Below are 21490 nucleotides of genomic sequence, written 5' to 3'. Positions count from 1 at the left end.
GGTTATCCTCGCGTGTCCTTGTCCAACGCCTCGGAGATTCCCTCACGATGAAGCCGCCGCTCCTGCTGATCGGGCAGGGCTCGCACGATGACGCCTACGCCGCGGAGTTCGGCAGGTTCGTACACCGGCTGCGCTGCCGCCTCGACCTGACGGCCGTCGACGTCTCCGGCGGCTACCTGGAGCGCGCCACGCCCCGGCTGAGCGACTCCGTCGCCTCCCTGGTCGCGAGGGGTCACCACCGTCTCGTCGCCCTGCCGCTCAGCCTCAGCAGGACGAGCGACGACCTCGGCGCCGCCATGGAACGCGAGCAGCGGCGCCACCCCACCCTCATGTACGACTACGGCCGCCCGCTCGGCCCCGACCCCCGCGTGCTGTCGCTGCTGGCCGAGCGGCTCACCGAGGCCGCCGCCGACCTGTCCAGGCCGCGCGCGCTGGAGCCCGCGGGCGCCCGCCCCCGGCTGCGCGCCGTGGACGCCCCCGTCGACGAGGACCTGCACGTCGAGCCGGGCGAGACCGGCATCGTGCTGGTCGGCGAGGGCTCGACCGACCCGGCGGCCAACGCCGAGATCCACCGCGTGTCCCGGCTGTTCTGGGAGACGCACGCCTACGACTTCATGACCGTCGAGACCGCGTTCGTCTCGGTCACGCCCCCCGGCGTGCCCGGCGGGCTCGAACGCTGCCGCCGTCTGGGGGCCAAGCGCGTGATCGTGGTGCCTTACCTGCTGTTCGCGGGCGGCATGCTGGAGCGCGTGTGGGCGCAGGCGCTGGCGTACGGCGCCGGCCACCCCGATCTCGACATCCGCTGCGCCGAGGTGATCGGCGACTGCGAGCCCCTGGCCGACGTCGTCATCGAGCGTTACGAGGAAGCACTCCAGCTCGTCCACTGAGCCCCCCAAGCCCTTTCTTCCCGGAGGTACGCCGTGCTGGCCGACACCCTCGCCGCGATCCGCGCCGCCGACCCGGTGGCGATCGCCGAGGCCCGAGCGTTCCAGGACCGTCTCACCAAGCCGCGCGGCTCGCTCGGCATGCTGGAGGACGTCGCGGTCCGTCTGGCGGGCGCGGCCGGCGTCTGCCCGCCGCCCCTGCCCGCCCCGGCCGCGCTGGCCATCTTCGCGGCCGACCACGGCGTGCACGCCGCGGGCGTCACGCCCTGGCCGCAGGAGGTCACCGTGCAGATGGTGGCCAACTTCCTGGCCGGCGGCGCGGTCGCCAACGCCTTCGCCGCCCAGGCCGGCGTCACGGTCACCGTCGTGGACGTCGGCGTCGCCGCCGACCTGCCCGACGCGCCCGCCCTGGTCAAGCGGAAGGTCGGCTACGGCACCGCCGACCTGTCGCGCGGGCCCGCCATGACCGTCGACCAGGCCGTCAGGGCCATGGAGGCGGGCATCGCGGTGGCCCGCGACCTGGTGGCGGGCGGGGCCCGCTGCCTGATCACCGGCGACATGGGCATCGCCAACACCACGGCCTCGGCCGCCCTGATCTCCGTCTTCACCGGCGCCGACCCTGCCGAGGTCACCGGCAGGGGCACCGGCATCGACGACGAGACGTACGAGCGGAAGGTCGGCATCGTCCGCGAGGCGCTGCGCGTGAACGGCCTCGACGCCGGCCCGCTCGGCTCCTCGGCGAGCGAGGCGCTGCGGGCGCTGGCCGCCGTCGGCGGGTTCGAGCACGCCGCGCTCGCCGGCTTCATTCTCGGCGGCGCGGCGGCCCGCGTGCCGGTGCTGCTCGACGGCGTGATCGCCGGGGCCGCGGCCCTGGTCGCCGCCGCCCTCGACCCGTCCGCGCTCGACCACTGCGTGGCCGGGCACCGCTCGGCCGAGCCCGGCCACGCCGCCGCGCTCGCCCGCCTCGGGCTGCGTCCCCTCGTGGACCTGGAGCTCCGGCTCGGCGAGGGCACCGGCGCGCTGCTGGCCCACCCCGTGCTGTGCGCGGCCGTACGGGTGATGCACGAGGTCGCGACGTTCGACTCGGCGGGGGTCACCGAGAAGCCCGTGTAAGGATGGTGCTCACTGGAGGTGAGCTCGTTGTCCCGATACGGCGCCATGTACGGCCCGGATTACACGTTCCTGGGGGTCGACCGCTGCGACCTGGGGGATCCCGCGTCCTACGAGGGCGCGGACGTCGTGATCCTGGGCGCCCCCTTCGACGGCGGCACCTCCCACCGGCCGGGCGCCAGGTTCGGCCCGCAGGCGCTGCGGCAGGCGTGCTACCTGCCGCACGACGGCTCACGTCCGAGCCTCGCGTTGCGCGTGGACGGGCTGAAGGACCTGCGGGTGCTCGACGCCGGTGATGTCGAGTGCTACTCGGGCGACGTCGAGGGCTCCTTGCAGGCCATCGAGGACGCCGTGCACCGCATCGCGGCCTCCGGCGCGGTGCCCCTGGTGCTGGGCGGCGACCACACGATCGCGCTGCCCGACGCGCGCGGCACGGCCAGGGCGCACCTCCCCGGCCGCACCTCGATGATCCACTTCGACGCGCACGCCGACACCGGCGACATCACCTTCGGCCACCTGTACGGCCACGGGCAGCCCATGCGGCGGCTCATCGAGTCCGGCGCCATCCGCGGCGACCGGTTTCTGCAGATCGGCCTGCGCGGCTACTGGCCCGAGCCTGAGACGCTGTCGTGGATGGCCGGGCAGCGGATGCGCTCGTACGAGATGACCGAGATCGTCGCCCGCGGGCTGGACGAGGTGCTGACGGAGGCGTCCGCGATCGCGCTGGACGAGTGCGACCAGATCTTCCTGTCGGTCGACATCGACGTCTGCGACCCCGGCCACGCGCCCGGCACCGGCACGCCCGAGCCCGGCGGCCTGACCGCCCGCCAGCTCCTCGACGCCGTACGCCGCCTCTGCTACGAGCTGCCCGTCGCCGGCATGGAGCTGGTCGAGGTCGCTCCGCCGTACGACCACGCGGACATCACCGCCTTCCTCGGCAACCGGGTCATCCTGGAGGCTCTGTCGGCGATGGCCAGACGCCGCAAGGACGACGAGGGCGGGCCGCGCTGGGATCCGCGTCAGCCGCTTCTCGACGGCCGTTGACTCGTGCCCGTTAACCTGTGCGCAGCAAATGACGGATGCGAAGCCGGTAGGTTTACCTCTTAACACAACCTGCGCGAACGGGAGATTTCCCTCATGGGCCCCTACCTCCTCGGCCTGCGGCTTTCCGGCCGCCGGGTGCTCGTCGTAGGCGGCGGCCGCGTCGCCCAGCGGCGGGTGCCCGCGCTCCTGGAGGCCGGTGCGGAGGTCACGGTCGTCTCGCCGAGCGTGACCCCGGCACTCGACGACCTCATCGCCGCCGGACGGATCACCTGGCACGCCCGGCCCTACGAGGTCGGCGACTGCGACGGCGCCTGGCTCGTCCAGGCGTGCGCCGACGACAGGTCCGTCAACACCGCGGTCGCCGCCGAGGCGGAGGCCAAGCGCGTGTGGTGCGTACGCGCCGACGACAAGGACGCCGCCGCCGCCTGGACCCCCGCCAGCGGGCGTGTCGGCGAGATCAGCGTGGCCGTCACGGCGGGCGGCGACCCCAGACGGGCCGCCGGCATCCGCGACGCCGTGGTCGAGGCCCTGCGCGACGGCACCGTCGACGCCCGCCGCAACCGCACCAAACCCGTCGGCGTCGCCCTCGTCGGCGGCGGTCCCGGCGATCCGGGGCTCATCACCGTACGCGGGCGGCAGCTCCTCGCGCAGGCCGACGTGGTCGTCGCCGACCGCCTCGCGCCGCGTGCCCTGCTCGACGAGCTCGCCCCCGACGTCGAGCTGATCGACGCCGCCAAGGTGCCCTACGGCCGCTCGCTGTCCCAGGAGACGATCAACGACATCCTCGTGGACCGCGCCAGACAGGGGAAGTTCGTGGTGCGGCTCAAGGGCGGCGACCCGTTCGTCTTCGGGCGGGGCGGCGAGGAGATGATCGCCTGCGCGGAGGCCGGCATCCCGGTTCTCGTCGTCCCCGGCATCACCAGCGCCGTCGCCGTCCCCGCGTCGGCCGGCGTGCCGGTGACGCACCGGGGGGTCAGCCAGGAGTTCCACGTCATATCGGTGCACGTGGCGCCCGACGACGAGCGCTCCACCGTCGACTGGCCCGGCCTGGCCCGTTCCCAGGGCACGCTGGTGCTCATGATGGCCGTCGAGCGGCTGGCGAAGGTGGCCGAGACGCTCGTTCGAGACGGACGTTCGCCGGATACTCCCGTAATGGTGGTGCAGGACGGTACCCTTCCGACGCAGCGGGCGGTCGTCGCTTCGCTTTCCACCGTGGCCGACCGCGTGTCGGCGGCTGGAATACGACCGCCGGCGATCGTCGTCGTCGGGGACGTCGTCAGGGTCGGCCAGGAGGTCGAGATGGTTCGAGCGGAGCGCCTGCCGTGAACACGGCCATGGATGACGGGCGGCCGGAGTCGCTGGGGGAGCAGACGCTGTCCTTCCCCTCGATCAGCGACGACGACACCTTCGACGCCTTCACCCCCTCCGGGGACACCAAGAAGAACCTCAAAGACACCCCGCGCGACCCGCGCCGCCCCCGCGACACCCAGGACCCCCGCGAGCGGCGACCTGGCGACGCCCAGGATCCCCGTGAACGACGGCCCGGCGATGCCCAGGATCCCCGTGAACGACGGCCCGGTGACGCTCAGGAGCGCCGCGAGCGGCGGCTCGGCGAGGCTGAGCACGTCCGCGAACTGCGCCGCGCCGGCGAACCGCCACAGGCCCGCGAGCCTCAGCCGGGCCGGGAGCCACGGCCCGCCAGCCAGCCTCAGTCGGGCCGGGAGCCGCTGCCTGCTCGCGAGCCGCAGGCGGGCCGGGAATCGCAGCCCGCTCGGGAGCCGCAGGCGGGCCGGGAGCCGCTGCCCACGCGCGAGCCGCAGCGGAGCCGCGAGCCGCTGCCCGTTCGCGAGCCGCGGCAGGGCCGCGAGCGGCGGCAGGTGGGAGAGCCCCAGCAGGGCCGCGAGCCGCAGCAGGCGCACGAGCCACTTCCGAGGCGTCGCCCCACGTCCCCCAATCGCCCTGCCTTCCCCGGCCACCCTGCCACGGGCGCCCCTGAGGGCCACGGCGCGCCGGGCGAGGTCAACCTGTTCGGCGCCCCCGCCAAGCCCGCCGACCGCGTTGACTTCTTCACCCCCCGCAAGCCCGCCGCCGGCACCTCCCCCGCCCCAGAGGACACCCCCTCAGCGGACCGACCCGCCCCCGGCCCTCAGGACCCCGCCCAGCCTGCCCCCGGCGCCCAGAGCCTTTTCCGGTCCGCCCCCACCAGACCCGCTCGCCCCGCCGCCGACGCCACCCCGGGCCGTCCCGCCGCTGCACCCTCCGGCGAACCCTCCCTCTTCGCCAGGCCCGCCGCACTGAACGTCCCACCCACCGGCGAGCCCTCCACCGCAACCCCCTCACCCACCGACGACCACCTCGCCCCCGAGCACCCGTACGCCCCCGAGCAGCCGACCGACGCCGAGCAGGGGACCGACGCCGAGCAGCCAACTGACGCTGACCGGCAGACTGACGCTGATCAGCTCAGCGACGTTGACCAGGTAGGCGACGCCGAGCAGACGCTCGCCGCCAAGCCCTCCGCCGACGAGCCGCCCGCCGTCGAAGCGCTTCCGCCCGCCACCGACCCCTCCGCCGACCACGACGCGAGCTCTCCAGAGGACCTGAACCCCTCAGAGGACCCGGACACCTCCACAGACCTCGCCCCCTCCGCGGAGCCCGACCTCTCCACCGAGCCCGCCCCCTCCGGCGAGGACTCCTCCGCAGACGCCGCCTCCACCGGGGACGTTGACGTCTCCGCCGGCCCGGACCTGGACCCATCGGCAGAACCGGACGACTCCGCGCCGGATCTCGCTCCGTCCACGGAGTCCCGCACCGCCGACGAGCCGGCCGACGACGAAGAGTCCACCTCCGTCCCCTCCACAGAAGCCGCACCCGCGGACGACACCTTGGCGGAGACCGCCTTCCTCCAGTCCGAGGCCACCACCCTCGACGAGGGCGAGGACGACGGCGAGGACGAAGACGAAGACGCGGAGAAGGCCGCGGAAGAGGAAGAGGAAGAGGACGCCGCCGCCGACGAGCAGCCCCCCGCCGACGGCACCCGTACCGAAGCCCTCCCCCCGGAGACCGTAGAAGCGCTCACCACCGCGCTCGACCAGCTCCGCGAGAGCATCACCGACATCCGCCTCGGCCTGGACCTCCCCGGCGTCAAAGACGCCAGGCAGGCCCGCACCGACCTCCTGGCCCAGCTCGACAACTACGTCCTGCCCAGGGTCCGCACCAGCACGGCCCCCGCCCTGATCGTGGTGGCCGGTTCCACCGGCGCGGGCAAGTCCACGCTGGTCAACAGCCTCGCCGAACGCAACGTCTCCCGCACCGGCATCCGCCGCCCGACCACCGGCACCCCCGTCCTGGTGTGTCATCCGGACGACCGCCAGTGGTTCGCCGAGGGCGAGCTGCTCGGCACCGTACAGCGTCTCGACCAGCCCGAGCCCACCGCCACCCGCGGCGGCGGCGCGGGCACGGGCACCAACGACGGCCTGGTCCTGGTCGCGACCGAGAAGCTGCCGCAGGGCGTGGCGCTGCTCGACACCCCCGACATCGACTCGGTCGTCGAGGAGCACCACGAGATCGCGCACCGCATGCTCGACGCCGCCGACCTGTGGATCTTCGTGACCACGGCGGCCCGCTACGCCGACGCCCCCGCATGGAGCCTGCTCAAGCTGGCCAAGGAGCGCGGCGCCCGGCTGGCGATCGTGCTGTCGCGGGTGCAGCCGAAGGCGATGGACGTCGTGCTGAAGCACTTCGTCCGCATGCTCACCGAATACGGTCTGGGCGACATCGACCGGTTCGTCATCCACGAGTCGGAGGTCACCGACGGCAGGCTGCCCGACAGCGAGGTCACCGACCTGCGCCTGTGGCTGGCCGAGCTGTCAGTTGACGAGGAGCGGCGCGCCCAGGCCGTCCGCGAGACGCTGAACGGCGTGCTCGACAGCTTCCGCACCCGCGTACCCGCGCTGGCCAAGCACCTGGAGGCGCAGGTCGCGTTCCGCGCGGAGCTGCGCAAGGACGTGGAGGCCGCGTTCTTCGGCGCGCTGAGCGACATCGACAAGGCGGCGAGGAGCGGTTCGCTGCTGCACGGCGAGGTGCTGGCCCGCTGGCAGGACTTCGCGGGCTCGGGCGACCTCATGCGCTCGCTGCAGCTCCGCCGGCGCGGCCGGGCGGCCAGGCAGGCGCCGGAGCGGGTGATCGCGTTCAGGGCGGCGATCCGCACCGGCCTGGAGTCGGTGATCGTCGCCGCCGCCAACCGCGCCACCGCCGAGGTCGTCGCGCGCTGGCGGCACCGCGCCGAGCTGGGCGGCAAGCTCGGCGAAGGGCTCGACGTCCCCTCCGACACGCTCGTACGCAACGCCGGCCGGGCCATCGCGTCCTGGCAGGATCACCTGGGCGAGCTCGTACGCACCGAAGGCGTGGCCAAGCGCTCGGTGTCGAAGATCGTGTCGTTCGACCCCGACGCGCTGGCCCTGATCTTCACGGTCGCCATGTTCAGCGGCGCGAACGGCGAGGGCGTGCCGCACCGCCTGGTCAACGCCCTGCTCGGCGCCGAGTCGCTGCGCGGCATCGGCGCGAAGGCGCTGAGCGACCTGCGGGCCAGGATCGGTATGTTGTTCGACGAGGAAGCCATGCGTTACGTGCAAGCGCTCGACTCCGCGGGCGTGCCCGACGAGTCCGCCGCGACCCGCCTCTACCAGGCGACGTACAACCTTGAGGTCGCCCGATGACCACCACGACCACCCCCAGGCCGGGGCTCGCCGCGCGGCTGACCGCGCTCACCAAGGTGGTCGAGGTGGGCGCGGGCCGGCTCGACAAGAAGCTGCTCGACGAGGCCACGGCGCTGCTGCAACGGGCCGGCGAACGCCTCAAGCTCTCCTCCGAGCACACCGTCGTCGCCCTCGCGGGCGGCACGGGCAGCGGCAAGTCGTCGTTGTTCAACGCCATCTCGGGGCTGGAGCTGTCGCCGACGGGCGTACGCCGGCCGACGACCGGCCGCACGCACGCCTGCGTGTGGGGGCTGGAGGGCTCGGCGCCGCTGCTCGACTGGCTGCAGATCCAGTGGCGGCACCGCTTCTCCCGGGCCAGCGCGCTCGACAAAGGCGACACCCAGCTCAACGGGCTCGTCCTGCTCGACCTGCCCGACCACGACTCGATCAGGGCGCTCACCGACACCGAGGCCGACCGGCTCATCGGCCTGGCCGACCTGGTCGTGTGGGTGCTCGACCCGCAGAAGTACGCCGACGCCTCGACGCACCGGCGCTACGTCACCGAGCTGGCGGGGCATGACGCGGTCACCGTGTTCGCGCTCAACCAGGCCGACAAGCTCGACACCGAGGAGCTGGCCGAGCTGCTCATCGACCTCAACGACCTGCTGCGCCGCGAGGGCGTCGAGCACCCGAGCGTGGTGCCGACCTCGGCGGTCACCGGGCGGGGCGTCGAGAGCCTGAAGAGCGTCATCGCCACCGCCGTCTCCCGCCGCCGCGCCGCGATCCAGAAGCTGGAGGCCGACCTGCAGCGGCTGGAGCAGCGCATCGCCGAGACCATGCCGCTCGGGGAGGCGCTGTCCGCGCCCGCCTCCGTGGACGAGGCCCGCCGCATGGGCCTGACGGACGCGCTGTGCGACGCTGTCGGCGTCCCGGCGGTGGGTGAGGCCATGGAGAACGTCTACGCCGAACGTTCCAGCAAGTGGGTGGGCTGGCCGTACCCGCGCTGGGCCGACAGGTTCCGCGCCGACCCGCTGAAGAGCCTGCGGCTCGAGGACGTCAGCGAGGAGATCCGCGGGATCACGACCGGCTCGGTGAGCGCCCAGTCGGCCGAGGTCGCCAACGCGGTGCACGCCCTGGCCGACGGTCTGTCCATGAACATGCACCCCGTGTGGCGCACGGCCGTACAGCAGGCGGCGAAGTCGCGTTCCAAGCAGTTGCCCAAGGCGCTGACCGAGGACCTGGCGGAGGTGGCGCCCCGCCTCGACCACGTGCCCGGCTGGTGGTGGGCGCTCAGGATCTGGCAGTACGTGCTGGTGGCGGCGTTCCTGGCGGGCGTGGTCTGGCTGGCGGCCGGGCTGCTCATGCCGGGCTCGCTGCCGCCGTCGCTGGAGCTGCTGGGCGACAGTGCGACGCTGCCGTGGGTGGGCCTCATGATGGCCTCGGTGCTGGGGCTGGGCGCTTTGTCCGGCATCGCGGCCCGCAACTTCGTGGAGCTGGGGGCCTCGCGGGAGCGCGAACGCCTCGAACGCGAGATGCGCCGTCGGGTCGCCGCCGTGTCGGCCACGATGGTCGTCGAGCCCGTGGAGCGCGAGCTGGCCCGCCACCACACGTTCTACACGGCCCTGCGCGACCTGTCCGCCTGACCTCCCGGCCGCGGGTGGGGGGCGTGAACGGGGGGCATGCGCCCTCCGCCCGTACGCCTCCATCCACAGAATCCCGTTCGCCCGCCCGCGGCCGTAGCCGTCTACGGCACCTTGTCACCAGGCCGCGGGCACCCCGCCCGCCGCCCGCAGCAGGGGAAGGCACAGGATGAACGACATCTACGTCACGCTCACCGGCAACGTCGCAGCAGAGCCCAGGCAATACACCTTCGAGGACGGCCTCAGGGTCACCTCGCTGAGGGTCCTCACCTCACATCGCTACTTCGACAAGAAGACCGGCCAGTGGACGGACGGCGACCGCGTCTGCTTCACGGTGCGCTGCTGGCGCGCCCTCGGCGACAACGTCGCCACGTCCGTACGGGCCGGGCAGCCCGTCGTGGTCTCCGGCAGGCTGCGCATCCGCGAGTTCGGCCCGGAGGGCGACCGCCGCTTCATGCCCGAGATCGAGGCCAGCGCCGTGGGCCACGACCTGCGCTGGGGCACCGGCGCCTTCACCAAGCCCGAGCGGGGCGGCGGCACGACCTCGATGAGCAAGGAGATGCGCGACCGCCTCGACGAGGAAACCCAGGACTGGGCCATGGCCACCCGCCCCGGCCGCGCCTCCTCGCCGACCGTACGCATTCTCGGGGCCCCCGACCAGGAGCAGCCCGAACCCTTGGACGACGACACTGAGACCCACCTGACGGAGGACCGAGCGGCAGCATAACCCCGACACCGCTGCGCCACGCGGGGCTGCCGCCCAGGCGAACCGCCACACCCCGACACACGAACAGCCCGGCAAACAACAGGACACCAACGCCACCCCGCCCCGTCCCGCCTCCCCGCCCTACGGACCGGGTCGGGCGGGCCGGGTGACTCTGCTGGGTTGGGCGGGCTGGGTTGGGCGGCCGGGTTGGGCCGGATGCGTTGGACTGGCTGCGTTTGGTCGGCTGGGTGAGCGGACCAGGTCGCGCAGGCCGGGCGAAGTCGTTCGCCTGACCCGTGGGTGTGAGCCGGCCCGCGCGAGAGCAGCGGGCCGCGGCGGCAGAAGGCGGCGAGTCTGTGATCGTCGCCCTCACCCCGGACCAGGCGAGCGCCCGACCAGGCGAGCAGTCCTGGCTCGGATCAGGCGAGCAGCTCTGGCTCCGATCAGGCGAGTAGTCCTGATCCGGACCAGGTGAGTAACCCTGGCCCGGATCAGGTGAGTGATCCTGATCCGGGCAAGCGGGCAACCGACCATCCAGGCAGGGACCGCCGCCGGAGGAGCGGGGGAGATGGGCGGGGAAAGCTGGGGGAGGGGGGCACCGGCCAGGCCCGTTACTTCACCCCGAGGGCGGCCGATGGCATGTTCACCAGCATTAGATCCCGAGAGAGCATCTATCAGGTCCAGATGACGCCCCGCACCATGGCTGCTCCTTTCCGGCACGGCCCGCTCGCGGAGTGAGCAGGCACGGTCCATGCCAACGTATAGGTTCCCATCGCACAACGCACACTCCGCAATTATTGTGTTACACATCGTTAGTTAGGGAGGAGACGAGATGGCGGCGACCAGTCACGCCTCGATCCAGCCTCGCGACGGTGTGTCAACACTGGTCGGCCGCTGGCCGTTGCTCGGGCAACGCCGCGCGCTCGTGATCTACCTGGCCGCGATGGTCGCTCTCGACCTCGTCGCGATCATGGTGTTCGCGGTAACACTGGAGTTCCGGTGGCCGGACGTGTACACCTTCGCCGCCCTCATGGGCTGCGGCGCGGTCTGCATCGAGGCGACCCGGCGGCTCGGGGTGCCGGCCGGAGTCTCACGCGACCTGCTGTCGGCCTGGTGGTTGCCGGTGGCGCTGCTCCTGCCACCGCTCTACGCGTTGTTCGCGCCGATCGTCCTGCACGCGCTCCTGCAGGTACGGGTCCGGGCGACCGTCCTCTACCGGCGGGTCACCAGCGCGGCCGCCATCGGCCTGGCGGGATGCACGGCTTCGGTGCTGTTCCATCGTTTCGTCGCGGAGCCGGGGCTGCTGTCGCAGGGCAGTGGGCCGCCGATCATCTTCGCGGTCGTGGCCGCCGTCCTCTTCGCGCTGCTCAACATCGCCCTCATCGCCATCGCAGCCCTGACCGCCGACCCGGACATGAGCTGGCGCGAGGTGCTCTGGGACAAAGAGAGCCTCCTGCTCGACATCGTCGAGCTGTGTCTGGGCATCTCCGTCGCGATCGTCTGCGGGCTCAACCTGGCCCTGCTCCTGCTCGCCCTGCCGCCTGTCGTCCTGCTGCAACGCAGTCTGCTGCACGCCCAGCTCCAGGCGGCGGCCCGTACGGACGCCAAGACCGGACTGCTCAACGCCGCCGCCTGGCATCGCGAGGCCGACATGGAGATCGTCCGGGCGCGACGCACCGGCGCGAGCCTGGCCCTTCTGATCATCGACATCGACCACTTCAAACGCGTCAACGACGCCCACGGGCACCTGGCCGGCGACCAGGTGCTCGTCGGTGTGGCGTCCACGTTGCGCGGTCAGCTCCGCGAGTACGACGTGGTGGGCCGCTTCGGCGGCGAGGAGTTCGTGGTGCTGCTGCCGGGCGCCGACTCCCATGAGGCCCGTCGCGTCGCCGAGCGCCTGCGCACCCGCATCCGCCACCTGGCCGTCCCCGCCGATGACACCCTGATCAGGGTCACCGTCTCGACCGGCGTGGCTCTGATGAACGTCCACGGCGACGATCTCATCGAGCTGCTGGCCGCCGCCGACCTGGCCCTCTACCGAGCCAAGGAGCTGGGCCGCGACCGCGTCTGCGTGTCCGTCATCCAACCGCAGCCCGGCTCCCTACCCGCCACCGAGCCCCCTCCGGAGCCCCACCTCCTCCCCGAGTCGCATCCGGAGTCTCATCTCCTCCCCGAGTCGCATCCGGAGCCCCACCTCCTCCCCGAGTCCTATCCGGAGCCCCGCCCTCTTCCCGAGCCCTATCCGGAGCTCCACCATCTTCCCGAGCCTCCTCCTCCGCACCCCGATAGCCCATCTCAGCCTCAGTCCTTGTCTCCGTCTCCGTTGTTGGATGCGTCTCCTTCCCAGGCTCTGTCTCGGTCGCAGCCCCAGCCCCAGCCCAAATCCGATCCCGAGCTCGCCCCTGGCCCCCGCCCCGACCTCGACGCCGGGCCCGACCTCGCCCCTCAGCTCGGTCTCGAGTCCCATCCTCGGCTCGGGCTCCATCCCGAGTCGCAAGTCGGGCCTCAGCCTCAGCCCTGGGCCCAGTCTCAGATCCAGGGTGAGTATCCGATTCCGGTCCAGCCCCAGGCCCACCAGGTTCAATCTGTTCCTGAGCCGGAGGTCTGAGAGGAGCGGTTGGAGGAGGACACTCGGAACCCGGCGGCCCAGAAGGCGGTCGCGTGGGTGTGGTGAGGAGGAGCGGCGGAAGCCTGGGTCAGGAGCCCCTAAGCTAGGGGGCATGCCGGAGTACATCTACACGCTGCAGCGCGTGCGTAAGGCGCACGGCGACAAGGTGGTCCTTGACGACGTCACGCTGTCGTTCCTGCCCGGAGCCAAGATCGGTGTTCTGGGGCCGAACGGCACCGGGAAGTCCACGCTGCTCCGGATGATGGCCGGCCTGGAGCAGCCGTCCAACGGTGACGCGCGGCTCATGCCGGGCTTCACGGTGGGCATGCTCCAGCAGGAGCCCCCGCTCAACGAGGAGAAGACGGTCCTCGGCAACGTGCAGGAGGGCGTCGCCGAGACGATGGCGATGCTCCAGCGCTTCAACGAGATCGCCGAGCAGATGGCCACCGACTACAGCGACGAGCTGATGGACGAGATGGGCAAGCTGCAGGACCAGTTGGAGCACCGCAACGCCTGGGATCTCGACAGCCAGCTCGAACAGGCGATGGACGCCCTGCGCTGCCCGCCGCCCGACGCCGACGTCACCACGCTGTCCGGTGGTGAGCGCCGCCGGGTCGCGCTGTGCAAGCTGCTGCTGGAGGCCCCCGACCTGCTGCTGCTCGACGAGCCCACCAACCACCTCGACGCCGAGAGCGTGCAGTGGCTGGAGCAGCACCTGGAGAAGTACGCCGGCACCGTGCTGGCCGTCACCCACGACCGCTACTTCCTGGACAACGTGGCGAACTGGATCCTGGAGCTCGACCGCGGCCGGGCCTACGCCTACGAGGGCAACTACTCGACCTACCTGGAGGCGAAGGCGCAGCGCCTCAAGGTCGAGGGGCAGAAGGACGTCAAGCGCAAGAAGCGCCTGGAGGACGAGCTGGAGTGGGTCCGCTCCAACCCGAAGGCCCGCCAGACCAAGAGCAAGGCCCGTCTCCAGCGGTACGAGGAGATGGCGGCCGAGGCTGACAAATACCGCAAGCTGGACTTCGACGAGATCCAGATCCCGCCGGGCCCGCGTCTCGGCACCACCGTCATCAGGGCCGAGGAGCTCACCAAGGGCTTCGACGACCGGCTGCTGATGGAGGGCCTGACGTTCGACCTGCCGCGCAACGGCATTGTCGGCATCATCGGTCCCAACGGCGTCGGCAAGACCACGCTGTTCCGGATGATCACCGGCGGTGAGACGCCCGACAAGGGGTCGATCACGATCGGCGACACGGTCAAGATCTCCTACGCGGACCAGAGCCGTGGCGGCATCGACCCGAACAAGAACGTCTGGGAGGTCGTCTCCGACGGGCTCGACCACATCAAGGTCGGCAACGTCGAGATGCCGTCGCGGGCCTACATCGCGGCGTTCGGGTTCAAGGGCCCCGACCAGCAGAAGAAGGCGGGGGTGCTGTCGGGCGGCGAGCGCAACCGGCTCAACCTGGCGCTCACCCTCAAGCAGGGCGGCAACGTGCTGCTGCTGGACGAGCCGACCAACGACCTCGACACCGAGACCCTGTCGTCGCTGGAGAACGCGCTGCTCGACTTCCCGGGCTGCGCGGTCATCACCTCGCACGACCGCTGGTTCCTCGACCGCATCGCCACGCACATCCTGGCGTGGGAGGAAGGGTCGAACTGGTTCTGGTTCGAGGGCAACTACGCCGACTACGAGAAGAACAAGATCGAGCGGCTGGGCGCGGACGCGGCACGCCCGCACCGGGTGACGTACCGCAAGCTGCACCGCGACTAAAAGCGGGTCGTACGTAAGGCGGCAGGCGCCGGTCCCCCATCGGGACCGGCGCCTGCCGTCATGAGGAGGCAGGTCAGCCTTCCGCCTTCACCGCCACCTTGACGGGGGTCCGGTCGGTACGCCGCCAGGGGCCGTTGAACATCAGGATCGCGGGGACGAACAGCACGAGGCAGCCGAGCGCCACGTACAGCCAGGTCTGCCAGCCGGTGGCCTCGACCACGCGCGGGATGACGAGCAGCCCGACCACCGCGATGCCCTTGGACAGGAAGCCGAACAGGCCCCACGCGGTGCCCTGCAGGCGCGGGTCGGCGTCCTCGGCGTCCTCGGAGTAGTTCGCCATCCACGGCGCGTACGCGACACCGAGCGAGCCGCCGAGCAGCGCGCCGACGACCATGAGCGTCCCAGAGGAGACGCCGGGCGAGCCGAGGAGCACGGCGAGGAAGGCGGTGACGAGCACGGCGGCGATCGTCCCGCCGAGGGTGAACGGCTTGCGGAGCTGGAGCCGGTCCGACAGGCGGCCGGTGATGATGAGCGTGATGAGGTTGAGGCTCCAGAACGCCGCCATGATCGTGGACGCCTCCGCGCTGCTCACGCCGAGGGCGCCGACCAGCATGGTCTGCCCGAACAGCGACAGCGTGATGTAGAGGACCAGCCACAGCGAGATGCCGACGACGTGCGCCCAGATGTTGGGCCGGGCGAACAGCGCCGAGATCCGGACCGGCCGCGTCACGTCCACGGCCTCGGTGGCGGCGCGTTCGGTGTGCTGGATCCTGGCCCGCAGCTCGGGGGAGAGGTCGGCGATGTTGAGCGCGATGACGATGGAGATGACCAGCGAGAAGCAGCCCATGATGACGAACTGCGAGCGCCAGGAGTCGTTGAAGATCGGCAGGGTCCAGCCGGCGACGGCGGCGGCCAGGAAGTTCGCGCCGACCGGCCCCCACGTCCAGAACCCGAACGCCTGCGCCCGGCCGAGCCGCGGGGAGAAGTCGCGGATCAGCGGAGCCGTGCTGGCCATCGCCACCCCGTCCACGAACGCCAGCACGATCCTGGCGATCAGCAGGTCGCGCGGGCTGTGCACGAGCGTCATGGCGAAGCAGCACACGGCGGTCAACGCCATGAGCGGGATGAGCAGCCGCACCCGCCCCACCCGGTCGGTGAGCCGGCCGCCGAGGATGGAGGCGATCGCGCCGGCCACGGCCGCCGCGCCGGACACGGCGCCGTACGTGGCCAGCGTCATGTCCAGGTCTTTCAGCAGCAGCGGGACGACGGGCGCGATCTGCCCTTCGTAGGAGCCGATGAGGATGGCCAGGACGGCCATGGTGAGGATCTTCATGCGCCGGGCGCCGGTCGGGTACTCGTCGAGCTCGCGGACGTAGGACAGCCTCATGGACGGCCTTTCTGATCGGGCTGGACCCCCGCCTAGTTCTAGAAGCTAGCTCTAGAATCGGTTTCTGCGATGCTGCTCCTCACACCGGGCCTCCGTCAAGGGTGAGTCGCGGTCCGCGCGCTAGAATGAAATTCTAGGATTCGACGGAGTAAGGGAGTCTCGCCTTGGACCTGGAACTCGACGGCCTTGAGGTGATCTTCGACCACACGGCCGTGGCCGCGCCGCGCATCAGGGACCTGCTGCCGATCTACGGCGACCTGCTCGGCGGCCGGCATCTGGGCGGCGGGGGCGACAACCGGGTCAGCGGCTACCGCACCCTGCAGCTCACGTACGCGAACGGCGGCAAGGTCGAGCTGATGGAGCCGCTGGCGGGCTCGTCCTTCTTCGACAGCTTCTTCGAGCTCACCCGGGGCCGGGGCGGCGTCCACCACCTGAACTTCCACGTCAACGACCTGGACGCGGCCGTCGCCCGGCTCACCGCCCGCGGCTTCCGCCTGCACGGGCTCAACCGGGCCGACGCGCGCTGGCAGGAGGTGTTCCTGCACCCCAAGGAGGCGCAGGGGGTGCTGATCCAGCTCGCCCAGCCGGGCTTCCGCGACCCGAACGAGCCGCGGCCGAGCCTGGAGGAGGTGCTCGCCGGGCGCGGCCGCAACGGCAACGGCATCCCCAGTCCCTGATCCGGCTTCGCGGGTCTTCCCTCTCTGGTCTCGCCAGATTTAGAGTGAGATTCTAGAACCAGATTGGGGAGGCCGATGAAGCCGGCACCTAAGCCCACACCCGACACCCAGCCGTTCTGGGACGGCACGGCCGCGGGAGAGCTCAGGATCCAGCGTTGCCAGACGTGCGCGCGCCACTACTTCTACCCGCGGCCGAGCTGCCCCCATTGCGGCAGTGACCAGGTCGAATGGGTCCGGGCCAGCGGCCGCGCGACCCTCTACTCGTACGTGATCAACCACCGCCCCGCCCCCGGCTTCGAGGACGAAGGACCGTACGCCATCGCGGTCGTCGAGCTGGAGGAGGGCGTACGCATGATGACCAACATCGTGGGCGTCGAGAACGTCCCCGAGAACCTGCCGCTGGACATGGAGCTGCGGGTGGTGTTCGAGCGGCGCGGCGAGGTGTCGGTGCCCCTCTTCGAGCCCGCCGCCACGGACGCTGGAGGCGCCCGATGAACGTCGTGATCGCCGGCGCCGCCGAGACCGACGAGGTCGGCCGCCTCCCGAACCACTCGACCCTCCAGCTCCACCTGGAGGCCGCCCGCAACGCGCTCGCCGACGCGGGGCTGACCAAGGACGACATCGACGGCGTCGCCACGGTCGGCACACCCGGCCCGATCCAGGTGGCCCACGCCCTCGGCATCACCCCCGCCTGGCTGGACGGCACGGGCGTGGGCGGCTCGTCGTTCCTGTTCCACGTACGGCACGCGGCGGCGGCCATCCGCGCCGGGCTGTGCCACACCGTGCTCATCACGCACGGCGAGTCGGGCCGCTCGCGGGTCGGGGCCGGCCGGTACGGCATGGGGCCGGACTCGCTGCTGGGCCAGTTCGAGGTGCCGTACGGCGTGGTCGGGCCGCCCACGTCGTTCACGATCACCGCGCTGCGCTACATGAAGGAGACCGGCCTCACCCACGAGCAGCTCGCCGAGGTGGCGGTGGCGCAGCGGCGCTGGTCGCACCTCAACCCGCGGGCGATGTTCCGCGATCTCATCACGGTCGAGGACGTGTTCGCCTCGCGGATGGTCGCCTACCCGTTCCACCTGCTGGAATGTTGCCTGGTCACGGACGGCGGCGGCGCCCTGGTCGTCACCTCCGCCGAGCGCGCCCGGCGCTCCCCGGTCCACCTGCTGGGCTCGGGGGAGTCGGCGGAGTCGCCGATCATCTCGCAGATGGAGGACTTCACCACCTCGAAGGCGTTCCGGCGGTCGGGGGAGGCGGCGTTCGCCGAGGCCAAGATCACGCACGAGGACGTCGACCACCTCATGGTGTACGACGCCTTCGCCCACGTGCCGATCTACGGCCTGGAGGATCTCGGGTTCGTGGGCCGGGGCGAGGCGGGGGCGTTCATCGCCGAGGGCCACACCTCGCCCGGCGGCCGGCTGCCCATGAACACCAACGGCGGCGGCCTGTCCTACACGCACACCGGCATGTACGGCATGTTCGCCATCCAGGAGGCGGTGCGCCAGCTCCGCGGCGAGGCGGCGGCGCAGGTGCCCGGGGTGGAGGTGAGCGTGGTGCTGGGCAACGGCGGCATGTTCGCCTCGGCCGCGACCCTCGTCCTCGCCAACCGCCTGCCCTGACGCGCCGAGCCGGCCGGGGGACCTCAAGCCCCCGGCCGGCCGGCGGTCAGTCGCGCCAGGTGACCAGCGCGTCCAGGGCCTCGACGCGGGAGCCGGTGACGAGGAGCGGGTTGATCTCCAGGGACTCCAGCCGTTCGCCGAGGCTCTCGGCGAACGCCGCGATCCGCGCCACCACCTCGGCCACCGCGCCGAGATCGGCGGGCTCGGCGCCCCGAGCCCCCTGCAGCAGCGCCGCGCCGCGCAGCTCCGACAGCGCCCGGCGGACCTCGGCGGCGTCCACCGGCAGCACGCGCAGCGCCGCGTCCCGCAGCACCTCGACCCACACCCCGCCGAGCCCGACGGCGAGCGTCAGCCCCCAGGTGGGATCGCGGACGATCCCGACCAGCAGCTCGATCCCGCCGCCGCGCTGCGGCTGCACGAGCACCCCGTCCGCGTCCGGCACCGCGGCCATGAGCTCGCCGTGGATCCGCCCGACCGCGGCGGCGTCCCGTACGTCCAGCCGGACCCCGCCGATGTCGCTCTTGTGGCCGAGCCCTTCGGCGGCCACCTTGAGCACGACGGGATAGCCGAAGCTCTCGGCCGCCGCGACCGCCTCGTCCGCGGTCCGGACGAGCGCCGACGGCACGACGGGCAGCCCGGCCGAGGCCAGCAGGGCGGCGGCCCGGTGCTCGGCCCACACCCCGGCCGCCCCTTCAGGAACGGCCACGGTGGCGGGCGGAGCCGCGGCGGGCCGGGACAGGGCGTGCTCCCGGGTCTCGGACCAGCGGACCGCGGCCGCGATGGCCTGGAGGCCGTGCTCGATCCCGCCCGCCACGTACGGATAGCCGGTCTCCCGCTGCACCTGCCGCCCGAACTCCGTGACGTCCGTCAGCACGTTGCTCACCACGACGACCGGCACCGGCGACTCGGCGATGCGCCGCGCGCTGGCCGCGTACAACGCGAAGACCGGCGCCGGGTCGGGCGGCGCGACCTTGGGCGGCTCGGACAGCAGCAGCACCACGTCGATGCCGGGATCGGCGGTGACCACCTCCAGCGCCCGCCCGAGCAGCGTCCGGTCGATGAGGACGTAGCCGGTGACGTCGAGCGGGTTCTGCACGGTGCCGAACGACGGCACGATCTCGGCCAGCTTGGCCACGGTGTCCGGCGCGAACGCCGGCAGCTCCAGCCCTTCGTCCTCGGCCCGGTCGGCGATGATCTCCGACGCGCCGCCGGAGGGCGTCACGACGCCGACCCGCCGGCCGGGCAGCGGCCCGGTCGCGGCCAGCAGCCCGGCCGTGATGATCAGATCCTCCAGCGAGCGCACCCGGATCACGCCGAGTTGCCGCAGGGCGGCGTCGATGACGTCGTCGTCGCCGACGAGCGCGCCCGTGTGGGCCTGCGCGGTACGCGAGGCCAGCGTGCTGCGCCCGATCTTCAGCGCCACGATGGGCTTGCCGGCCTCCAGCGCCCGCCGCGCCACCCGGGAGAACTCGGCAGGGTTCCTGATCGTCTCCAGGAACAGTGCGATCACCTTGGTCGCCGGATCGTCCACGAGGTAGTCGACCACGTCGGTGACCGTGACGACCGACTCGTTGCCCATCGAGGTGAGCAGGCTGACGCCGACGTTGCGGGCCAGCGCGAAGCCCAGCACCGAGCTGGCCAGCGCGCCGCTCTGCAGCACCACGCCGACCGAGCCGCGCAGCAGCGGCTCGGGGATGGGCAGCCCGTACGGGGTGATCCCGGCGGCGGCGTTGATGTAGCCGTTGCCGTTGGGCCCGAGGACGGTCAGGCCGTGCTCGCGGGCGAAGCCGGCGATCTCGGCCTCCATCCGCGCGCCCTCCTCGCCCGACTCGCCGAAGCCCGCCGTCAGCACCACGTAGTCGCGGATGCCGAGCTTGGCGCCCTCCTTGAGCACGCCGAGCACCGCCGGGGTCGGCACCATGACGTACGCGAGGTCGACGGGCTCGGGGATCTCGGTGAGGCTGCGGTGGGCGGGCTGCCCGTGCACCACGCCGCCGCGCGGGTTCACCAGGTGCACCGGCCCGGGGAACCCGTGCGTACGCAGGTTGAGCAGGGTGCTGACCGACCAGCCCGACTTGTCGGTGGCGCCGACCAGGGCGATCGAGCGCGGGTTGAACAGTGCGTGGACCGACATGCGATCACTCCCCGATGAGACCCAGCCGCGCGTGTCCCTTGATGAGGTTGCGGGCGATGGTGCGGCGCTGGATCTCGTCGGTGCCCTCGAAGATGCGCAGCAGCCGCAGCTCGCGGTACCACCGCTCGATCGGCAGCTCCTTCGTGTACCCCATACCCCCGTGGATCTGGAGCACCCGGTCGACGACCTGGTTGGCCATGACCGCGCCGTTGAGCTTGGCGATGGAGGAGGCGTGCCGGGCGTCCATGCCCTCCTGGACCCGCCAGGCCGCGTACAGCGTGAGCCACTTGGCGGCCTCGATCTCCACCTGGGAGTCGGCGATCATCCACTGGATGGCCTGGTACTCCGAGATCGCCTGCCCCATCGACTTGCGGATCTTGGCGTAGTCGACGGCCATCTGGAGCATGCGCTCGGCCGAGCCGATGGCGCGGGCGGGGATCATGTAGCGGCCCTGGCCGATCCACTGCATGGCCAGCTCGAAGCCCTTGCCCAGCTCGCCGAGGATGTTCTCCTCCGGCACCCGGACGTCCTGGAACACCAGCGACGCCGGGCCCCACTCGCCCATGGTCGGGATCGGCTCGGAGGTCCAGCCCATCTCCCTGTCCACCAGGAAGCAGGTGACGCCGTGCTCCTCAGCCACGGCGAACACCATGACGAAGTCGGCCTCGCTGCCGTTGGTGATGAAGGTCTTCTCGCCGTTGATGATCCACTCGCTGCCGTCGCGTACGGCCTTGGTGCGGATGTTGCGGGCGTCGGAGCCCGCGCCCGGCTCGGTGATCGCGAAGCAGGAGCGGCGCTCGCCCTCGATGGTGGGGATGAGGTAGCGGCGCTTCTGCTCCTCGGTGCCGGCGTAGAGGATGTTGTCGGCGGTGCCGCCGAAGGTGAACGGCACGAACGTACGGCCCAGCTCCATCGCGATGATCGCGGACATGACGGGACCGAGGGCGGCGCCGCCGTACTCCTCGGGGGTGTTGATGCCCCAGAACCCGGACTTCCTGGCCTTGGCGCGCAGCTCGACCAGTGTGTCGCGGTCGATCGCCGGCCGGCCTTCGCGCTCGTTGCGCAGGACCTCGGGCTCCAGCGGCATGACCTCTCTCTCGATGAAGGACCGTACGGTGTCGCGGATCTGCCGTTCCTCGGGGGTGAGTGAGAAGTCCACGGCCGCCTCCTGCCTGCGGAAATTTCTAGAATCTTTCTCTAGGAATACATT

15 protein-coding genes are annotated in these 21490 nt (G+C 71.7%); 12 read left to right on the top strand and 3 right to left on the bottom strand.

Features of this window, described 5'->3' with window-relative positions; genetic code table 11:
• Window positions 1-47 precede the first annotated feature (47 nt).
• The 9 genes from ACBR40_RS43940 (at window position 48) to ettA (ending at window position 14463) form a co-directional block, all read left to right on the top strand.
• A complete protein-coding gene (locus ACBR40_RS43940) occupies window positions 48-887 on the top strand; it encodes a sirohydrochlorin chelatase (protein WP_344207069.1) in 840 nt (279 codons plus the stop codon).
• 33 nt (window positions 888-920) lie between these two features.
• On the top strand, window positions 921-1997 hold the full coding sequence (gene cobT, locus ACBR40_RS43935) for a nicotinate-nucleotide--dimethylbenzimidazole phosphoribosyltransferase (RefSeq protein ID WP_371252559.1): 1077 nt from the start codon (window positions 921-923) through the stop codon (window positions 1995-1997).
• A gap of 27 nt (window positions 1998-2024) precedes the next feature.
• Window positions 2025-3038, top strand: coding sequence for an agmatinase (gene speB, locus ACBR40_RS43930; protein ID WP_344207071.1), 1014 nt, complete (start codon window positions 2025-2027; stop codon window positions 3036-3038).
• 93 nt (window positions 3039-3131) lie between these two features.
• Window positions 3132-4364, top strand: a complete 1233-nt coding sequence (gene cobA / locus ACBR40_RS43925; protein WP_371252558.1) for a uroporphyrinogen-III C-methyltransferase — start codon at window positions 3132-3134, stop codon at window positions 4362-4364.
• Window positions 4361-7753, top strand: a complete 3393-nt coding sequence (locus ACBR40_RS43920; protein ID WP_371252557.1) for a dynamin family protein — start codon at window positions 4361-4363, stop codon at window positions 7751-7753. Before cobA ends, ACBR40_RS43920 begins: the two co-directional genes overlap by 4 nt.
• Window positions 7750-9375: a GTP-binding protein gene (locus tag ACBR40_RS43915; RefSeq protein WP_371252556.1), complete on the top strand. Its 1626-nt coding sequence runs from the start codon at window positions 7750-7752 to the stop codon at window positions 9373-9375. Before ACBR40_RS43920 ends, ACBR40_RS43915 begins: the two co-directional genes overlap by 4 nt.
• 166 nt (window positions 9376-9541) lie before the next feature.
• Window positions 9542-10099 carry a single-stranded DNA-binding protein gene (locus tag ACBR40_RS43910; protein WP_344207075.1) on the top strand — a complete coding sequence of 186 codons (558 nt, stop codon included), beginning with the start codon at window positions 9542-9544 and terminating at the stop codon, window positions 10097-10099.
• A gap of 811 nt (window positions 10100-10910) precedes the next feature.
• Window positions 10911-12686, top strand: a complete 1776-nt coding sequence (locus ACBR40_RS43905; RefSeq protein WP_371252555.1) for a diguanylate cyclase — start codon at window positions 10911-10913, stop codon at window positions 12684-12686.
• Between the two features lie 112 nt (window positions 12687-12798).
• Window positions 12799-14463: an energy-dependent translational throttle protein EttA gene (gene ettA, locus ACBR40_RS43900; protein WP_344207077.1), complete on the top strand. Its 1665-nt coding sequence runs from the start codon at window positions 12799-12801 to the stop codon at window positions 14461-14463.
• Window positions 14464-14536: 73 nt separating this feature from the next.
• Here ettA and ACBR40_RS43895 read toward each other — a convergent pair whose 3' ends face one another.
• Complete coding sequence (locus tag ACBR40_RS43895; protein ID WP_344207078.1) at window positions 14537-15850, bottom strand: MFS transporter; 1314 nt, start codon at window positions 15848-15850, stop codon at window positions 14537-14539.
• Between the two features lie 164 nt (window positions 15851-16014).
• Between ACBR40_RS43895 and ACBR40_RS43890 the strand changes: the two genes are divergently transcribed.
• From ACBR40_RS43890 to ACBR40_RS43880, 3 genes are all read left to right on the top strand, one after another.
• A complete protein-coding gene (locus ACBR40_RS43890) occupies window positions 16015-16527 on the top strand; it encodes a VOC family protein (protein ID WP_371252554.1) in 513 nt (170 codons plus the stop codon).
• A 75-nt stretch (window positions 16528-16602) separates the two neighbouring features.
• A complete protein-coding gene (locus tag ACBR40_RS43885; protein ID WP_344207080.1) occupies window positions 16603-17022 on the top strand; it encodes a Zn-ribbon domain-containing OB-fold protein in 420 nt (139 codons plus the stop codon).
• Window positions 17019-18146 carry a thiolase gene (locus tag ACBR40_RS43880; RefSeq protein ID WP_344207081.1) on the top strand — a complete coding sequence of 376 codons (1128 nt, stop codon included), beginning with the start codon at window positions 17019-17021 and terminating at the stop codon, window positions 18144-18146. Before ACBR40_RS43885 ends, ACBR40_RS43880 begins: the two co-directional genes overlap by 4 nt.
• 46 nt (window positions 18147-18192) lie before the next feature.
• Here the strand turns inward: ACBR40_RS43880 and ACBR40_RS43875 are convergent, their stop codons facing one another.
• Both ACBR40_RS43875 and ACBR40_RS43870 read right to left on the bottom strand, forming a co-directional pair.
• Window positions 18193-20280: an acetate--CoA ligase family protein gene (locus ACBR40_RS43875; protein ID WP_371252553.1), complete on the bottom strand. Its 2088-nt coding sequence runs from the start codon at window positions 20278-20280 to the stop codon at window positions 18193-18195.
• 4 nt (window positions 20281-20284) lie between these two features.
• Window positions 20285-21439, bottom strand: coding sequence for an acyl-CoA dehydrogenase family protein (locus ACBR40_RS43870; protein WP_371252552.1), 1155 nt, complete (start codon window positions 21437-21439; stop codon window positions 20285-20287).
• Window positions 21440-21490 lie beyond the last annotated feature (51 nt).

It is taken from the genome of Nonomuraea sp. AD125B (assembly GCF_041402765.1).
Lineage (GTDB): Bacteria > Actinomycetota > Actinomycetes > Streptosporangiales > Streptosporangiaceae > Nonomuraea > Nonomuraea bangladeshensis.
This window is presented reverse-complemented; position numbering and strand designations above follow the sequence as displayed.